This is a genomic window from Roseivirga misakiensis (assembly GCF_001747105.1).
Taxonomy (GTDB): Bacteria; Bacteroidota; Bacteroidia; order Cytophagales; family Cyclobacteriaceae; genus Roseivirga; species Roseivirga misakiensis.
This window is the reverse complement of record NZ_MDGQ01000005.1, coordinates 2,590,230-2,609,047: the sequence shown is the minus strand read 5'-3', so window position 1 is coordinate 2,609,047 and position 18,818 is coordinate 2,590,230. Positions and strand designations below refer to the sequence as shown.

The window sequence follows — 18,818 nt, the reverse complement described above, 5'->3', positions numbered from 1 at the left end:
TTAACGATAATTAGGCTCCAGTCTTATTTCTCAGAGGCTTGAAATTGCTCACTACTGACAAAAGGATGTAAATAATCATAATGTAGGGGGACGCCTCGTACCCTTTAACAACAATTAAGGTTAAGGAGGAAGCGATCAATAGGTATTTCGGCCAGTTTTCTTTGAGAGAAGTATTGCTAAATTTTAAAGAAATCATCCGCAATGGAGAAACCATCAACCATGAGAAGAATAAAGCAATAGCTATAATGACATAGCTGTTATCGGTTAGCAAGTTTCCAAACCAGCTTTCATTCGCATAAATGATCACTGGTAACGTCGCAACGAAAATACCATGCGCTGTAGTAGATATACCTTTAAATTCTGTCTTTTGATCATCTGCAAGGTTGAAAACCGCTAACCTAATGGCTGAGCAGACGGGAACTAGAAGTAGTAAATAACCTTCATCGTTTAAACCCACATATTGTACATAAATGAAAAAGGGGAGTACGCCAAAAGTGATGAGGTCGGCTAATGAATCTAATTGTAGGCCAAAGTTAGATTGAACTTTAAGCTTTCTAGCTAGTAAGCCATCAAGTAAGTCACAAATTCCGGCTGCCAAAACATAATAATGAACTGTTGGTGCACTGGCTGCATTATTTGTCATTACTAAATGAATAGCAATAACCCCCAAGGACAGGTTTAATAATGTGAAAAAGTTGGGGATGTTTTTGACGGCCCAGTTCATCGCTTATTTAATCTTGCAAAATGGGTTTGACAATTTTTCTGCCCCAATCGTAGTGGTGCCACCATGACCGGGGTAAACCACCATATCATCATCAAACTTGAAAAATGCTGTATGAATACTGTTAATTAAGGTGTCATAATCTCCACCAGGTAAATCTGTGCGTCCTATACTTCCCTCAAACAGAACATCTCCACCAATCAGAATTTTTTCATCTTCATTGTAAAATGCGATATGCCCTGGTGCATGCCCTGGTACAAATACTATTTTCAGCATTGAATTTCCAAAAAAGATTATCTCGTCATCCTTTAGCAACTTGTCAACTTCGGTGGTCTGATAGTTCTGAAAGCCATAGTTCGGCGCATATACTTCAACAGATTTGAGCGTTTCAGCGTCTTTATCACCTATCCAAAGAGGAGCTCCGAATCTAGATTTTGCGAAGAAATTGCCTAAAACATGATCAATATGGCCGTGTGTATTGAGAATAAACTTCACCTCGAGCGCATGTTCTTCAATAAAGGAAATAAGCTCATCTTGTTCCCCTTTATCATAGCAACCAGGGTCAATGAGCACAGCTTCTTTCGTCTCGTCGTACACCAAATAGGTGTTTTCCATAAAAGGGTTGAAGGTGAAGGCTTTTACTTTCATCGTAATTATTTCAGGCTACCAAATTTCATCTATTAAAGCCCATTTATCAAAAATAGTTGACTTAATTTCGCCACATGCAAGTGGATTACCTTATCGTTGGTCAAGGATTGGCAGGAACTGTTCTTTGTGAGCACTTGCTTCAGATGGGTAAAAAAGTGGTGGTTGTGGATGACCTCACACTATCTAACTCCTCAAAAGTAGCTGGGGGTCTTTATAACCCCATTACGGGACGAAAAATGGTGAAGACCTGGAACTGTGATAACTTATTCAGTTACCTAATACCCTTCTATCAGAAGCTAGAGCAAAAACTAGGAGTACGTTTTTTAATCGAAAAACCCATATACCGACCTTTTGCATCGACTGAAGAGTTGAATGAGTGGATGGGTAAAAGTGCCGAGGAAAATTATGCACCCTATATCAAGGAAATTAAGGATCGTTCGGCATATGGTGATCACGTAAATGACGATTTTGGTGGTATTCTACTTAATAAGAGTGGTTATGTGGATACAGCCATGTTGATAAACGCATATCAAAGCTATCTACTGGCTGAAGGTTTTTACAGGAACGAGGTGTTTTCTTACGACCATCTGGAACTGTTAAACAAAGGCGTTAAATATAAAGATATAAGTGCCGATCGCGTGATTTTTTGTGACGGCAGACTAGCGCAAAACAACCCTTATTTTCAATGGCTCCCGATGCGACCTGTTAAAGGCGAGCTACTTTTCGTAAAAACGCATACCTCTATTGAGCTTATTTACAATCGGGGAGTATTTGTGATTCCACTTTCTGATGGAATATGTAAGGTAGGCGCCACTTATGACCATGAAAATGTGGATGAAAACATAACTTCTAAGGCTCAAAATGAGTTAACTAGAAGACTGAAACAATTAGCTAATTTTGATTTCGAAGTGATCGATCAGAAGGCTGGTGTAAGACCTGCTACAAAGGATAGAAAGCCTTTTGTTGGAACACATCCAGCGCATAAGGAATTGGTTGTTTTCAATGGTTTAGGGGCAAAGGGTGTTTCTTTAGCACCTTTTTACGCTAACCAATTGGCCAATCACTTGGAAACTGGAGATCATTTAGATTCAGAAGTCAATATTGAGCGGTTTTTTTCGTTAATTTAATTATCCATTTGTACCGTAGTTTATGTCTAGAACTTCACTGAAATCATTGGCCGCATTTGCTTTTATTGCTTGCCTTTTTTCGACCAATGTCGTTCATTCACAAGCTGAGTATCAAACCTTCGGTAAGAATAGAATACAGTACAAGAATTTTGACTGGAAATATTACTCCTCTAAAAACTTCGAAGTTTATTTCTACGGTAGAAGCGGTGATCTTGCCAAAAATACAATCGAGTATCTGGAATCAGAGTTTAGCCGAATTACTGAGGTAATTGGTTATTTCCCCTTTGCTAAAACACGTGTTTTTCTATACAATTCTGTAGCAGACCGGCAACAGAGTAACGTCGGTATTAAAGGAAGAGATTTCACTATTGGCGGCCAAACCAATTTCATTAAATCACAGTTGGAACTTGCTTATACGGGCGACTATGCCTCTTTTAAGAAAAAGGCTGTTTTCTCTGTCACCGATATGCTCATTCAGGAGATGCTGTACGGCGGGAATATCGCTGAGATGTTTCAGACATCGTTTACCACACCAATTCCAGTTTGGTTCACTGCTGGGATATCAAGCTTTGTTTCGGCTGGTTGGAATAAGGAATCTGATGATGCGGCAAGAGATTTTCTAGCGAATAACAGGCAAAACAAGTTCGTGAAGCTGGGCCCTGAAATGAATGTACTACTGGGGCAATCGATTTGGAACTTTATCACCCAAAGATACGGTCTGCGCAGTATTTCAAATGTTTTGAACTTAGCCAGAATATTAAGAGATGAAGAAACAAGTATCGAGCGAACTTTGGGGGTGCCTTATTCACAGTTCTTAAACGAATGGAGAGCATTTTACACGGGTATAGGTACTCAAATAGCACAGACCAACGATTCGCCAAATCCGGACTTTATCATAACTGGTAGGAATAGGAAAGATGCCACTTTTACAGATATTGAATTCAGTCCAAGTGGTGATCACTTTGCCTATGCGTCGCTTGATAATGGCCGCTTTGAAGTACAAGTAGTCGATACAAAAAATCAACGGATTTCAACATTGCACAAGGCAGGGGTGAAATTGATCAATCAAGAAATTGATAATCAGCTACCACTGCTGAGTTGGGTAGACGCCAATACTTTAGGTGTTGTATATTCCGAAAATGGTGAGAATATATTACTAGCGAAAAGGTTGGGCGAGAAAGGAGAACAACGCGTAGTTATTCCCCTGTTGTCAAATGTTCAAAGCTTTGAATTCAAAGAAGGTGGTCGAGTAGCCATTATGACAGGCGATATCAATGGAGTAAGCAATGTGTTTGTTTATAATTTAGTCAGGGGACAGATTCAGCGAGTGACTGATGATAATTTCGATGAAAGAGACGCCACGTTTATAAAGGGCACTAATCAAATCGTCTTTAGTTCTAACAGAAATACAGACAGTGTTTTTGTTTCTGGCCCTGCTACATTGGCTGAAGCAGAGGGCAACCAGTTTAACTTATTTACTTACGATCTAGACTTCCCAGACAGCTCTTTCAATAAGCTTACAAATGTATTGGCTACTAACTTAGAAGCGTATGCTCCTAATAATGTGGACGTTTATTATCTAAGCGATCAGCAAGGTATTAATAACTTATATAGGCATAATATTACGGATACAATCAGTACCCAAATCAGCAACTTTGCGCTGGGCGTGAAAGACTACTCCTTCGATCCGAATAATCAGCGATTGGCTTTCGTTTCAATAACAGATGGCAAAGAGTCAGTTTTTTATCAGTCGTTTGAAGGCGTTAATTCAAGGTTTAGTCCTGTTACACCGAGAAGAGCTTTAGAAGTTTCGAAAATTTTAGCCGATCGTAGAAATGACAAGATTGTATCAAATCCGGCGATACTAGATTCACTGACTACGAGACTTTCTGCACCTGCTGTAAAACCACCTGAGCAAAAGCTGGATTCTTTGAAAGAAGGAGCGATAAACACGGAAAACTATGAGTTTGCCTCCGAGTCTAAAGTTGATACGCGAGACTATCAATTCGAAAAGCCTCAAGAAGATCCAACGGTTTCTGGTAGAAGTTTTTTGAGTGTTTATCAAAATAGTGAGGCTGAAAAAGGTGTCCAAGGACCTTTCTTGTACGAAAATAGAATTCAGACAAATAATTTGGTGACTGGGTTCATGATCGATCAGATTCGAGGATTTGCACTTCAACTGCAAATTGAAATGAATGACTATTTAGAGAACCACCGTTTTTCAGCGGGGACTGTTATTCCTACAAGTTTGAACAGAGGTTATGATGTGTTTGCGGAATACAAATATCTGAAAGAGCGCATTGACCTAAGCGCCAGGTATTCACGCAAGTCTATTGTTGCTCTGGATCGCCAAGCATTCTTAGACCAGCGCTATAACCTAGACAAGATTGAGCTAGGCTTTAGTTATCCACTTAGCCAAACTACTCGGGTATCGGCTACACCATTCTATGCCAGAACGCAATTCATTGATAGAGATTTCAGGTTGTTGATTCCAATCACAGCCGTAAACCCACAACGTTTTAATGAAGATGCCAATCAGACAGCCTCTTTCTTAGGCTTGTCGGGTGAAATAGTTTATGACAGAAGTGTTGTAGTTGGTACTAATTTACATGAAGGAACTCGTGCAAGGCTTAGCATGGATCTGTATGGAGGCCTAAGTGCTGATGCAAGAGGCTTTAACAATGTCGAATTGGATATAAGGCATTATCAAAAAATAAACAAAGGCTTATACCTAGCGGCTAAGTTCTACTACGGATCGTTCTTTGGAGATGCTCCGAAGCGCTTCTTTTTAGGTGGAGTAGATAACTGGTTGCTAAACAGAACGCAGGTAGGCGATCCGTTGACCGATGATTTATCTTTCCAACCACTATTTAATTCGGTGATCAATAATACAGGTGTTGACCCTAATAAGAGTGCTATTCTATTCAATAGATTTGCTAACCTAAGAGGCTACGATTATAACACTTTCCAAGGAAGTAATGTATTGACTTTTTCTGCTGAAATACGTTTCCCGATTAATCAATTACTTCAAAATAGTCAGATCAAGAATAATTTTGTTCGGAATTTACAGATCGTTGGTTTCTACGATATCGGATCGGCCTGGGATGATCTTTCGCCTTTCGAAGACAGAAACAACCAAAATATTGAAGAGATTAGTACTGATGGTTCACCGTTTTCTGCAATCATAAACAATTTCAATAATCCTTGGCTACAGTCCACAGGTGTGGGTGTTCGTTCCATGCTGTTTGGCTATTATGGAAAGTTAGAAATGTCCTTCCCGATTCAGAATTTTGCCATCCAAAACCCACGTTTTCAAATATCCATTGGGTATGATTTCTGATTCTGTTTTAATAACAAGCTAATTGGGCTATTTTTGTCGCTAGACCACTTTAGTATGCTCAAATCAATGACTGGCTTTGGCTTATCCAAAGGACAACAAAATGGATATAGCGTTGCCGTTGAATTAAAATCTCTGAATTCTAAATTCTTAGATGCTCAGATAAGAATCCCGAAAAACTTCCTTGACAAGGAACTTGAGATTAGGGGCTTATTGACCAAAGGGTTAAATAGGGGTAAAGTGAATCTATCCATCGAGTTGACTACAGATACAGTCGCTGTAGAAGCCCAAGAAGTAAATCAGAAGCTGTTCAATGCCTATTATAAGGAATACGAGGGTCTTGCCGATCAAGTTGGTGCATCGAAAGATGACTTATTTAGACTCGCGCTACACAGTCCAGAGGTAATTGCACCGCAAGTAATAGATGAAGCAGCGATTAACGAACAGTGGGCCTTTATTCAGTTACATTTGGCAAAGGCTATTGAGGCGCTAGGAGAGTTTAGAGCGCAAGAAGGTGCCTCTTTAGAGCACGAACTCAAAAGTTACATTGCTAATATTGGCAATTACCTTAAAGAAATAGAGGAGCACGACCCTGAGCGTGTTAAAGTCGTTAAGGAGCGTATCCAAAAACATCAACAGGATTTATCTACTTCAGATGAATTTGATGAGAACAGGTTCGAGCAAGAGATGATCTATTACATTGAGAAGTTCGATATCAGTGAAGAGATTGTTAGACTCACCAATCACCTATCTTATTTTAATGAAGTGATGGCCGAGCAACAATCGCAAGGGAAGAAGCTCGGGTTTGTGTCACAAGAAATTGGTCGAGAAATCAATACGATTGGATCAAAAGCTAATTATGCACCAGTGCAAAAACTCGTTGTCTGTATGAAAGATGACTTGGAGAAAATAAAGGAACAGTTGTTAAACATCATATAAAAAGGGAGCCATTTGGCTCCCTTTTTATTTAAGAATAAATTTAATGAATAAGGACATCTGAGATTTTACTGGGTGTCCACGCTGCTTACCAGGATTCCATTGTGGAGATTGTTTTAAAACTCGAATGGCCTCTTCATCACAGCCACCACCAATACCCTTTACTACCTTGATATCTGATAGGTTACCTTCTGGATCAATTTGAAAACTCAGAAAAACCTTACCCTCTATACCACTACGTTTAGCTAGTTTTGGGTACTTAATGTTCTTTTTTAAAAATTTAACCCAAGCATTGGCTCCTCCGGGGAAAGTTGCAGGCTCCTCTATAATCCTGAAATCGTCAATTGGCCCTTCATAAGTCTCAGTATCATCCTTCCAATCCGCGAATACAGGCTCATCCATTATAGGTTCCTTTAGTATTGCCTTTACGACTTCTTTAACCGTTTCTTCTAGCGGTTCCGTTGATATGACAATGGACTTAGGCTTGGCAAGTGGCTTAATAGGTTCTGGAATACGTTTTTCAGGAAATGTAGTTCGAGGTATGATCGGCGTCCATTCTGGGAATGGCGCAAAATCACAATAGAAATCTCTATTGGCATATGCAGCTTTAGTTTCAAAAGCTAAGAAAATGATAAGTAAACTGATACATAGCCCAATACACAAGAAAAGCGATCTTAAACGGGTGTGATCCGATGAAGTATTCTTTTTATCCTCCATAGTTCAACTATTTTATTAGTTATTAAGTATAAAAAAAGGGAAGTATCGTCTGATATGGATTACTACCTTAACTTGAAAACGACTCTTAAATTCATACGCTGAATTACAGGTTGACCTCTTTGCTTGCCTGGTTTCCATTTAGGAGACGACTTTAAAACCCTCATGGCTTCCTCGTCACATCCACCACCGATGCTTCTGGTAACCTGTACATCGTAAATGCTTCCATCTTTACCGACAATGAAGGAAAGGTGCACGCTACCATCGATATTCATCCGTTTCGCCATTTTAGGGTATTTTAAGTTCTTCTTCAGAAACTTATTCCATTCGCCAAAACCACCGGGAAAAGAGGCGTCCTCTTCCACAAAGAGAAATATCTTTTCAGCTTCTTCTTCTGGTTGCTCGGGCTCAAAAATCACTTCATCGATGATCATGTCATCCGTCAGGTCAACATCTAGATCAATTTCGATTTGCTCATCAATCTCTTCATCATCAGGAACCGCAATCACTTGTGGTTGTCTAACGGGTGGGGGAGTTTGTGGCGGTTGTACAGTGGGAGGGATTTCCAATAAAGCTTCAAAGTCATCTTCTGGCGGACCAAACTCCATTACTTCACCTAAGCCGTACTGTTTCCATTCGAAGGCCACAAGTGTTACGAGTAGGCTGGTTATTAGTCCTACCATAAGAAACATGGCAGACTTTTTCGTGATATCTAATTCTGGTATTTTCTTTACTTCCATATCTATTATAGTTTTAGTTAAACAACTAATTAATTAGTTAATTAGCTCAAAATAAGAGCCCAAATCAATGGGCTCCAATTTTTTATTACTTCAATCTGAAAACAACCCTTAAGTTCATTCTCTGGATTACAGCTTTACCTCTTTGTTTACCAGGCTTCCACTTAGGAGACGCCTTTAGTACTCTTACCGCTTCTTCATCACATCCGCCACCAATACTTCTTGATACAGAGATGTCGTAAATTCCACCGTCTTTTCCTACTATGAAAGAAAGGTATACATTTCCTTCAATACCCATTCTTTTAGCTTGTCTTGGGTATTTAAGGTTTTTACGAAGGAATTTATTCCATTCGCCCATACCACCTGGGAATTCAGCATCTTCCTCAACTATAAGGAATACTTTGTCTGCCTCTTCTTCTTCAGGTTCTTCTTCAAAAACGATTTCCTCAACTTCTGTTTCTTCAGTAATTTCAACGTCAAGGTCAATTTCAATTTCTTCCTCGATTTCCTCTTCATCAGGAATCTCAATAATCTGAGGTTGTTTCACTGGTGGTGGGGGTGGAGGTGGTTGCTCCGTAGGAGGAATTTCAGTCAATTCTTCAAAATCGTCATCAGCCATACCTAAATCCATTAGCTCACCTTCATCATACTTTTTGTATTCGAAGGCCATTAATGTGATTCCTAGGCTGACAATCAGGCCAACCATGATAAACATGGTCGATCTCTTGTTTACATCCGCTTTGGGAGTCTTCTTGGCTTCCATAATTCTAGGGTTAGACTTTAAAACTATAAAATTAGTTTTGAAATCACAAGGTTATTTTTCTTAAAGATATAAAAAACTATTACACCAAAAATAGTGCTCGCGACATTTGCGATAAAATCATAAAAATCGACGGATCGTCCTGGTGAAAAGTTCTGTAATAATTCAAGGCTTGTACTATATAAAACACAGATAATTGTCGGCATAAACCATTGCCGCATTCGTGTACCTGAAAAGTACTTATGTCTATGAACTCCTACCATAAATAAGAAGCTCAAGAGTCCGAAAACTCCAAGATGAGCCAGTTTATCGTATGAAAGGAGTTTGGATTCAGCAAATGAATCTGACGGCAAAAGCATTAAGATGGCTACAGTTATTGCCCAGATTATCGCAGGCAAAAGAAAAAGCCACTCTCGCTTTGTCACAGGTTCAAATTATTGACCGATGTGTGACTTGTATGCCGCAGCGTCTAATAAACCATCTATTTCAGATGGATCACTCATTTTGATCTTGATCATCCAGCCACCTTCATAAGGAGCATCATTCACACCTTCAGGTGCATCTTCTAGATCAGCATTAACTTCTAAAACCTCTCCAGAGACAGGCATAAAAAGATCAGAAACAGTTTTTACCGCTTCAACAGTTCCGAACACTTCGTTAGCATCAAGTGTCTCTCCTTCTGTTTCGATTTCAACGTAAACGATGTCTCCTAATTCACCCTGAGCAAAGTCAGTTACACCAACTGTCGCGACGTCTCCGTCTACTTTTACCCATTCGTGATCTTCTGTGTATTTTAATTCTTCAGGTATGTTCATAATGTGGAATTTCTAGCGCTCCAAAAATACATGCTTTCCTGATAATTGCAGAGATTATTGAGACAAATTGAAGCGAATTCTACCACCAAATGATGTTCGGGCATTTAAGAAACTAGTTGTCACTCTTGGCTCGTTCACATTCCGATCGAAATAGAGGGTGAGTTGTAACGCTTCATTAATGTTATAATCTAGCGTTGGGCTAAGTCTGAATATTTTAAGCCCATCAGTTACAATTGGATCTTCTCCAATCCGTCGTTGAACAGTCTTGCGATCATTGATGGTCAAGACCATATTAAATCTTAGTTCATTAGGCAGACTTTCTTTTCTTCCTTTTATTCTAAAAGGGACTTTTACACCAGTTCTTGCAAAACCAATATTCAGTGATATTTCGTTTGCGCTAGATTCGGTTACCTGAATATTAGAAAGGTTAAGCCCAATATCTCTTCGCCTATTGTAATCAAAGCCAAGGTCCCAGTTGCTTTTCGTCTTCACTCTTAGGCCTATAAAAGGAGCCATAGTTTCACTGAGTACCACTTGCTGTGCTAAATAAACCGGAACTAGACTGCCGTTTTCATTGAATTGATTGGCGAGGCCCACGTCCGTAATATTATTATCTAAAGTGAGTCCCAGCGTGTACAAAGGTGAATTCACAAAGTTGGAAACATTGTACTTGCTGCTGTAAGCATGGCTAATGTTAATGGAAGTAAAGATTTCGCTTAAAGTTGGAATTTTTGATAAACCACCATACTGAATGCTCCAGCCAGGTATTGGGAATTTAGGAAAAGGGTTAGTGTTTACTTCTTCAGGAGACTTACCACTGTAGGCGGCAATAAATGCGGGTATCACGACTTCCTGATCATTTTCCTCATAAGTACCCGCTTCATTTATACCGTCTAACCTTGTCTTCACTCTGGACCGAAAGGCTTCGAAATCTTGGAATAGAGGAGAATTATTATTCGAGTCATCGCTTTTAAACGCGGTTCTCAGCATATTAAAAGAGATATCATAAGTACCCGATCGGTTTGGGTTAATGCTCACAAAGGTGCCGTTGTCAGGGTCATTTCTAAAAATCTCCTGATAGTTTTGGGTAAAGGCTTTTCTACCCGTCACATTTATCCTAAACTCATTAAAAGGTTCCAATACTGCCGTATAAGAGAAGGTGGTAGTTCTATTTTGCCTGAAAGGATTGGTCAAAAATTGACTTGGCGCGTATTGGCCATTTCCAGCCAATCGGTTTCTGATTCCCGCATCCTGACCACCTAAAATGAATCCGAGACCAGGATTAGAGAACTCTTTATCAAGACCAAAAAGAAAAACATCTGGCATAAAACCTGGTAATACTGTGCCTTCCGATTTATCGTAGTTAAAGGTGATATTTCGGACGGACATCAAAGCACGAAGAAAAGCTTTGGTAAACGGGATTTGATCTAGCGTCCGTTTTTGTTTTACGGTATCACTCACCGATGGTCTGTTTTGTGGCCTTGTTCTAGATCTACTTCTTTGTGGTGAATTGATTTTCTTCAAAATGCCGATGTTATCGTATAGTTTGACCAAATCTAGTTTACCACTAAGGGCAATGGTTCTATTGTTATCCGCGTAGTTACCGAGGGTGTCTCGTTGACCGATGGCGCCAGCCTGCCAGTTAAAGGTAGTGTTGTAGGTAATGTCTGTACTAATCCAATCTGTAATCGGAATCTTGTCGAATGGGAGCTGGTAGGTTGCACCGATGGTATGTGTGTAATTTTTAAGCCGGCCAAAATTCTTAAGGTTCGTTCTTATCGAATCCCTTTTAATGTCAGAGTCAATCGCTCCTTCAGGCTCATCGATAATCGCATTGGCTACAGCGGTATAATCGAGTCCTAATTTTTCAGTTAAGTCCCAATTCATTGCATAGGCCCTATCCATGGTAAATGATTTTTCGAAATATGGATCAATACCTTCTATACCTAGGTCGGCATTCCGTAGTTGAGTCTTTAAGAAGGTTCTGTTCAGGTTAGCACTAACTGAAATGTTGGTTGGTATCGGATTAAAGTTGATGTCTTTTATGATTTTCAGCCATTTGGAGTTCAGCCACTTCGTGTTTTTGAAAGGCTGAATATTCATAGCCTTCGGCTGGTAGCCATACGTCACGGCCCCTCGATAGTTTCTGAAGTCATATTCGGCCGTATTGATGTTACTCCGGGTTATTTCGTTGTATGCATATGTAAAACTGAAGTTTTCTATGGACCATGGAAGGGTAGGTTTATCTGGATTGGTCTTGCGTTTCCTAACATTAGAAAAGTTTACACTCCTTCGGTTCGAAACGTCAATGACCTTATCGAAGTAGCTATCTCGTTCTTCTTCGGATTCGAAAGAATCGAGCACATCCTCTAGCGGTAAATCTGGATCAAGTGGGTCGAATTGTGGGACTGCTCTAGAATGCTCGAAACTGAAAAATGCTGGCAATTCTAAGCCCCAATCCTCAGGGAAGAATTTTTGCAGGTTCAGTCTTGTAGAAATATCGTACTGAGTTGTGCGCTCTCTAGTTCTGTCCGAGATTTTATCAGAGATAGTACCAAAACCGATTGAAGAGTGTCTTATCGAGGCAGAAACATTACCAAAATCTGCCAGTTGAGCATCTAGCCTTGCATTGGCAGCAAATCCTGATTTACTATCAAAATCAGTCACACGGAGCTCATTTGCCCAGAGAAAGAAAGTTTTTGGTTCGCCATCTGGAGACCCTGGATTTCGCATACCGATCATAAGTGTCTGAACTGTGCTGAGTTCAGGCCTTCCCACAACGGTGATATTATACCTTCCTACTTGCTCTGTAAATGGCAGACTTATATTAGAGTTCGATCTATTTCGGTTGGCCTTTACTTGGTAAAGGCTACTAAAAGCTACGTCTATTTCGTTTTCTTCTGGCCAAATTTCACGTGCCGATATTTGACCGTCAAGGGTCATGGTCAACGGTACTTCGATTTCATAGTAGTTTTCGGTAAAATCTGTTCCTAACCTTAAAAATGCTGTCACTTCCCCGGGAGCCAATAGGTCTGGACTATCGGCATGAAGGAACATTTTAACTCGGCCATAATTCACCATATCGTGACTCACATTTTTGAAAACGGCTCTTGCATCTTTATCACGAAGCCCTTCCACACTCAACTGTAGCGATTGTTCGTTTCTTCTTCTTTCTACAGCAGATGTGTTGTCTCTATCCCTTATAATTCCTGGTGGTAAGGTATAAGGAGGTCGACCATCGCCGCCCTGACTATTCTCTTCTATGCCAACTACAGAAACTGTAAAGTTCGGATCAGATGGCTCTGGAATTTCATTAAGTCCTTTTTCAAAAAGGCTTTCTTGAAACGTTCGCCATTGGCTACCAACTAGGCGGAAGTTTACCATTCTCAAGACGATCGGTTCGCTAAATTCAGTAAGGTAGGTTCTGATATATCGGATTGATTTAAAGCCATTGATGTTTCCTTGGACTCTGTCCGGTTTGCGAATTGGAATTCTAAACAGGTACCAGTCAACATTATCACCATTCACGTTTGCAGAAACTTTATCAACAATATTATTCCGGCCTACTTGAAAAGCTCCCGGGCGTACGTCCACCTCATACTCGTAGTACTCTTCCAAGTCCGCCAAAGTATTATCTCTATTCAAGTCCTCATTGTCAGGTAGGTTTGAGTTGGAAGGCGTAAATAATGCAGTACCGTTTGAAACTGGGCTGTTTCCTTCCATTCCGTTGAATCTTTTATAACGCTCAAGGATTTTAGCATCAGCGGCATCAAATTCTTCTCCCAAATAGTATTGAAAGTTGTCTCTAGACGGGTCGGCAAGTAAATTTTCTCTTGCCTGCGCACTAATATTTAGGCCGTTTAAGTAGTCAACAAAAAAGCTTTGTTCGTCGGTAGAATTGAGCCCATCCAGACCAATATCCTGATTGGCTCTCGCATCAATAGAATTATCAAATGCTGGGTTCAGGTAGGGTTGTCTGGTCACTCGACCCCATTCGTTCACCACTACTGCATCTCCATCAACAACACCATCGGCGGGCAAACCTTGCTCAAAAGCATGTCTTTCATCCTTCATCACATCTTCCGAAATACTCCCTAGGTTTAAAAACATCTTACCGCCAGTCGTATTGGCTTTTGGTGGGTTTATGCCATCATCTATAAATCCTCTCGGGTTGTTAGGCGTGCCATTTGAAATATTAATGAAAGGGTCCATCACCCAAAATTCCACGTATTCAATGTTCGTTTTATCAAAATCTACCTCGTTAGTGATGGCGCGAGTTATGGCGCCGTAATTTTTTTCTGGTTCAGTTAAAAAGCCATTGTTGTTAAGGTCAGGGTTATAGTTATACATCCCAGGTTCGCTAGGGTAGTAGGCAATGTCTAAAGTAGGTTCGTTGACTATGATTTGTTGATTGTCTCTTCTGATAACTTCTTGCTGGCCGATCGATCGGACATAGTGATTCTCTATATCCTCTGGTTGAATGTTTTCTGGTCTGGCACGTCCTGTTGAGCGATAAAAAACGTTGTCGATGGTATACCAAGCGATCTTAGCTCTTCGATAATTTGCCCCTAACCTGTTAGTGCTCTGATTAGTGAGGTCAAAACGGTTGTCGTCCGTTTTTGGTGTTGCGCCAAGTCGCCAACTTTGAAAACTACTAAGACTGAAAGGCGTAACTGATCCTTCAAAGTCGTCAATATAAGATGTGCTTTCTCCATTTACTTTATTCGAGGTTCCTGGTATAAGCTGGGCGAACTCTCCCCTAAAAGAAATAGTGGAAAGCGCCTTAGTATCTATGAATGGCAGGGCATCTACAAGTTTGGTGAGTAATCTTGAATCATCGCTGTAATTGGCGTCTAATCCCCACATGGTATTGCTCACCGGTTCATTTCCAATAGCAACTCTTGTGAGCTGAGGCCGCTCGTTAAGGTGCATAAAGGTTAAGCCAAAATTGGTTTTGTCGTTGTAGACGTAGTCGAGCCTGGTGCCCAGAAGGTTTCTGGCTTGGAAGTTAAAAAGGTCTGATTTTTCGTAGGTAACTCTGATCTTCTTACCCGAGTTTAATATTGAAGGGTTTAGAATGGTAACTGTTCCGGTAGAATAGTTCACGTTGTAGTCTGTACCTTCTGCGAGCGGTGTTCCTCCGGCGGTCACTACTACGCTTCCTTCTGCTACTTGAAATGCATTGAGGGTAATTTCACTAGATGAGCCAGATTGCAAACTACCTTGTATGAAAAATTTATCTAGCCTAGACACTAATTGTGCATCGGCCTTGGTCGTGTTATAAAGGGTGTCAAACACATATTTCTCTTTCAAGAATTGTTCAGAGGGTAGAAATTGATCCTCTAATCTACTGCCAAACGGCTCTAGGAAAGGAAAAATCATATAACCCCGATCAGGATTAATCGTGATGCCTTCTACATAATCAAAGTTGCCGTCTTTTTGAGGATCACCATTCTGATTGAGTCGGTCCAACCCCATAATTTCTATCAGAGGAATGTCTTTTGTGTTTTCACCTTCATGTAAACTTGGGTTGTCTATTCCAGTGTCATCATCGCGATAAATTACCCTCAACTGAAAGGATTGTTTGTCAATCCCAGCGGCATTAAGGTTGTAGATATTCTTCATCATCAAGTCCCATGTAGGAACTTGAGTGTTGATTTTACTAGGTCTAAGAAGCTTTAGGAAAATGACTTCGTCCTCCGTAAGGTTTTGGTAGTCTTCCGTAAGTTCGCCGACTTTAAAGTTTCTACCGTTCAAGTTGTACTCATAAGAAACTGCCAGAACTTCGTCGTTTTGTAGTTGTCTGTTTAGGGAAACGAAACCTAGTTCTTTGTTGAAAGTATATTCAGACGGATCGAGTTTTCTGGCACCAGTTACTCTTTCAAAGTCTTGACCTTTTTCTAGTGCATGCTGGTTTTCGAGTATCGTACTTACCTGGTCGGCCTGTCTTAGATTGGGATCGTTTTGAAGATTGCTAAATAAGCTGTTTGCGTCATTGCTTGTTGGTGTGTCGCCTTGTCCATTCCCAACGAAAGGGTTGCCGACTTGGAATGTGTTGCCTTCGCCCAAGTCCATAAAGCCTACAAAGTTTCTCAGCGTTTGGGTATTGTTGGTTCTGTTCAAGACATATACCTCGAGTCGGCTAATTTGAAGACCTGAAATAATGGCTGGGATACTTCGGTTCCAGCTTTCATAATTATCTCTGAAGTATTGGCTTAGGAAGAAATGTCTGTTTTCATCGTAATCTGAACCTCTAATTTGAAACTCATTTCTTTGAACACCGTCTTCTACCTCAATCGATTCGGCTGTGCCTCTTTGAGAAGCGGCCAGGGCTGTTACGAAAAGCCGACCGAACTGAAGTTGGGTTTTAAAACCAAATAAGTTTTGTCCACCGGCGATCAGACTGTTAGCGATCGGCATGCTGACATTTCCGATTTCGAGTGATTTGATGATATCCGATTCCAAGCCACTGAATTCTACTTTAAGCTCGTTTTCAAAGTCAAAAGAGTTGTTGTTGTCAAAAGTGGCATTCATTCTAAGTTTTGAGCCGATCGTTCCCTGTAAACTCATTTGAATGTTTTGATCAAACTCAAAGGTGCCATTCCGTTGTTGCCGAATAGGAATGGCCGGATTATCTACTCGCTGAAACCTGCCGCCAAAGTCTAGTAGCACAGAACCATTGGTGTTGATTAGGATTTGATCGCCACCAAATAGCCGATCGAAAAAGGGGTTGAGTGCAATAGGAGGGATGAGCTGCCTCCTGTTACTCACGGCACTTTCACCATCTAGGGCTTTGGCCTTTTCTCTGAAAAAGTCTCGGTTTCCGAGTTGGATTCTCTTTTTTAAAGCTTCTGAAAAGGGAACAAAGGTTGGTGGTCGGTAAAACGAGGTACCTATTTTTTCGCTGAATATATAATTCTTAGCTGTGTCTAGGGTGATGGTTTTTTTAAGGAAGCTCGGGTTATTGAAATAGAGTGGTGAACTAAGCCTTCTTCTAAAAAGCGGATCGCCCAAGGGGTAAATTGGTTTGTATTTCGGGTAGGCCGATCTTACATATTTACTCGTGTCACGTGCGGTGGTAGTTGTATCTTGACTTTGATAAAAGAGTGCATGGCTCGGCATAGAAATGCTGAGTAACATCATTCCAAAAAATGAGAAGATTAATATTTTCTTAACCGAGCTTAACAAATCTCAAGAAAATCCCTCTCAGGCGGCTTTAAGTGCTAGTTTTATCAATTCTTCCAGGCTTATGTCGTGCGTGCTCTCTTTCAAAATCTTATCGATGCCCTTCTGAGCCGCCACTTTGTTGATGCCTAGAGTAACTAACGCTGCCAATGCCTCATTTCTTATGGTATTTTTACTAGAAGCAGCAATATTTATTAAGTCTCCGCCAGCTGTGTCTTTCGCAATCTTATCTTTTAGTTCCAGAATGATCCTTTGAGCAGTTTTGGCACCAATTCCCTTGACACCTTGAATCGTACGAACATCTTCACTCACAATGGCATGTTCTACTTCTTTTGGGCTTAATGATGATAAGACCATTAGGCCAGTTGAAGGGCCGACGCCTGAAATTGAAACGAGGTGAAGAAAGACTTCTTTTTCCCTAGGCTCGGCAAATCCGAACAGCGTTTGAGCATCCTCTTTAACATGAAAATGTGTGAAGAGTTGGACATTCTCTTGATCCTTTATTTGCGAAAAAGTATGTAGTGAAATCTTGACTTCATAGCCAACTCCTCCAATGTCTATGATGACATAGGTTGGATCTTTATGAGCAAGTTTTCCCTTGAGATAAGCGTACATAGAATTGATTAGGTACTCAAAAAAAAGAATGGCAAGTTGAACTTGCCATAATGTTTAAAATTAATAAGAATACCTTAATCTAGGCTATTTCTAGCCAAATTTCATTAACTCACTCTGAAGGTGGTTAAGAGCGATTCCATTTCTCTGATCAGCTCTCTATGGTCTTCACTAGGGTGAATGACAAAACCTTCGATATAATACAAGCGCTTTGAGTCGTCGTCTACAAAAGTGTAGCTCACAAATGTACCGCCAACTGAAAAGTTATTGGTCTTCCAGGCACCTTTCATTTCAACTGTGTATTGGTTGTTGAAATTGATATTTCTGAAAACAGGCTCCATGTATTTTGTTTCGGTGGTCATGAATGACTCTGGGTTCTCTGGATCTCCGAAAATGTATTGTTTACCGATTTCATTTCTCAGCTTGATTATGTTTTCTTGTTCAAATTCTGATTCAGAGGTATAAGGTTTACTGTAAATGACGAGGTTTTTACTTGGTCCAACGGCAGGTAGGGCACGTACCCAGGCAAAGTCATCTTCGAGCATGGCGAGTTCATAGCCCGAAGGAATTTTAATATTAACACCGAGCTTGTCATTTACTTTTCTTAGAACTACTCGTGACTCACTAGACATTCTTATGCTTTTTGAAAGCCTTTCTTTTTCCGCGATGTTGAAGTAGTTCTGTACAATCTTGCTGTTTTTATTCAGGTTTTTAATGAGCGCATCGTCATCAGTTCCAAACAGTTGAAGGATTTTTTGCCCTTTGGCGTATTGATCTTCCGAAGTTTGCATGAAAAGGTCGGGGTTGGAGAAAATGCGATCTCTTGATACCTCGCTAAATGTATTTTGTAGCCATTGGTCGGCAGCTGAGCGACCTTCGTAGGAGATAACGTAGACTAGGTTTCTAGCTACTTTAAAGATTCTGTTCATTTCAGATGGTTCTATTACCCTGATCGTGAACATTGGTTCTGGTCTTGTTAGGCCTGGTACTGTTTCTCGGAAAACTGCTTTTATTGCTTCACCTAACTTCTTGTCGAACTTTTTCTTGTTCATAACAATGACAATCTCACCAGTTTCGCCAGCGGCATCCGGTAAAAAAGATTTGTTCTTTGTTTTTTGAGCCTTGCCTTCACCGTCTGTGGTTACTTCAGATTGTTCTTTTTCACCGACACATGAGGCTAAAATACAAAGGGCAATCAGGGCTAGAAACTTCTTCATAGTCGTAAA

The 18,818-nt window shown here is 40.4% G+C and carries 13 protein-coding genes; 3 read left to right on the top strand and 10 right to left on the bottom strand.

Going from position 1 to position 18,818, the window contains the following annotated elements; genetic code table 11:
* Window positions 1-10 precede the first annotated feature (10 nt).
* Both BFP71_RS19070 and BFP71_RS19065 read right to left on the bottom strand, forming a co-directional pair.
* Window positions 11-724 carry a CDP-alcohol phosphatidyltransferase family protein gene (locus tag BFP71_RS19070; RefSeq protein WP_069836989.1) on the bottom strand — a complete coding sequence of 238 codons (714 nt, stop codon included), beginning with the start codon at window positions 722-724 and terminating at the stop codon, window positions 11-13.
* Window positions 725-727: 3 nt separating this feature from the next.
* A complete protein-coding gene (locus BFP71_RS19065; RefSeq protein ID WP_069836988.1) occupies window positions 728-1,369 on the bottom strand; it encodes an MBL fold metallo-hydrolase in 642 nt (213 codons plus the stop codon).
* Window positions 1,370-1,443: 74 nt separating this feature from the next.
* Between BFP71_RS19065 and BFP71_RS19060 the strand changes: the two genes are divergently transcribed.
* The 3 genes from BFP71_RS19060 to BFP71_RS19050 are packed head-to-tail and all read left to right on the top strand — an operon-like array spanning window position 1,444 to window position 6,772.
* On the top strand, window positions 1,444-2,496 hold the full coding sequence (locus BFP71_RS19060) for an NAD(P)/FAD-dependent oxidoreductase (RefSeq protein WP_069836987.1): 1,053 nt from the start codon (window positions 1,444-1,446) through the stop codon (window positions 2,494-2,496).
* Between the two features lie 22 nt (window positions 2,497-2,518).
* On the top strand, window positions 2,519-5,836 hold the full coding sequence (locus BFP71_RS19055) for a hypothetical protein (RefSeq protein ID WP_069836986.1): 3,318 nt from the start codon (window positions 2,519-2,521) through the stop codon (window positions 5,834-5,836).
* Between the two features lie 54 nt (window positions 5,837-5,890).
* Entirely contained in the window at window positions 5,891-6,772 is an 882-nt protein-coding gene (locus BFP71_RS19050; protein ID WP_069836985.1) for a YicC/YloC family endoribonuclease, read from the top strand.
* Window positions 6,773-6,796: 24 nt separating this feature from the next.
* Here BFP71_RS19050 and BFP71_RS19045 read toward each other — a convergent pair whose 3' ends face one another.
* The 8 genes from BFP71_RS19045 to BFP71_RS19010 all read right to left on the bottom strand — a co-directional run bounded on the left by BFP71_RS19045 (window position 6,797) and on the right by BFP71_RS19010 (window position 18,809).
* A complete protein-coding gene (locus BFP71_RS19045) occupies window positions 6,797-7,486 on the bottom strand; it encodes an energy transducer TonB (protein WP_069836984.1) in 690 nt (229 codons plus the stop codon).
* Between the two features lie 62 nt (window positions 7,487-7,548).
* Window positions 7,549-8,223 (bottom strand): energy transducer TonB, encoded by a 675-nt coding sequence (locus BFP71_RS19040; RefSeq protein ID WP_069836983.1) that lies wholly within the window; start codon window positions 8,221-8,223, stop codon window positions 7,549-7,551.
* An 85-nt stretch (window positions 8,224-8,308) separates the two neighbouring features.
* A complete protein-coding gene (locus BFP71_RS19035) occupies window positions 8,309-8,983 on the bottom strand; it encodes an energy transducer TonB (RefSeq protein WP_069836982.1) in 675 nt (224 codons plus the stop codon).
* Window positions 8,984-9,006: 23 nt separating this feature from the next.
* On the bottom strand, window positions 9,007-9,339 hold the full coding sequence (locus BFP71_RS19540) for a VanZ family protein (RefSeq protein WP_394331371.1): 333 nt from the start codon (window positions 9,337-9,339) through the stop codon (window positions 9,007-9,009).
* Window positions 9,340-9,414: 75 nt separating this feature from the next.
* Window positions 9,415-9,795, bottom strand: coding sequence for a glycine cleavage system protein GcvH (gene gcvH, locus BFP71_RS19025; RefSeq protein ID WP_069836980.1), 381 nt, complete (start codon window positions 9,793-9,795; stop codon window positions 9,415-9,417).
* Window positions 9,796-9,849: 54 nt separating this feature from the next.
* A complete protein-coding gene (gene sov / locus BFP71_RS19020; protein ID WP_069836979.1) occupies window positions 9,850-16,938 on the bottom strand; it encodes a T9SS outer membrane translocon Sov/SprA in 7,089 nt (2,362 codons plus the stop codon).
* A gap of 63 nt (window positions 16,939-17,001) precedes the next feature.
* Entirely contained in the window at window positions 17,002-17,595 is a 594-nt protein-coding gene (ruvA, locus tag BFP71_RS19015; RefSeq protein ID WP_069836978.1) for a Holliday junction branch migration protein RuvA, read from the bottom strand.
* Between the two features lie 104 nt (window positions 17,596-17,699).
* On the bottom strand, window positions 17,700-18,809 hold the full coding sequence (locus BFP71_RS19010; RefSeq protein WP_088125126.1) for a DUF4837 family protein: 1,110 nt from the start codon (window positions 18,807-18,809) through the stop codon (window positions 17,700-17,702).
* Window positions 18,810-18,818: the final 9 nt, after the last annotated feature.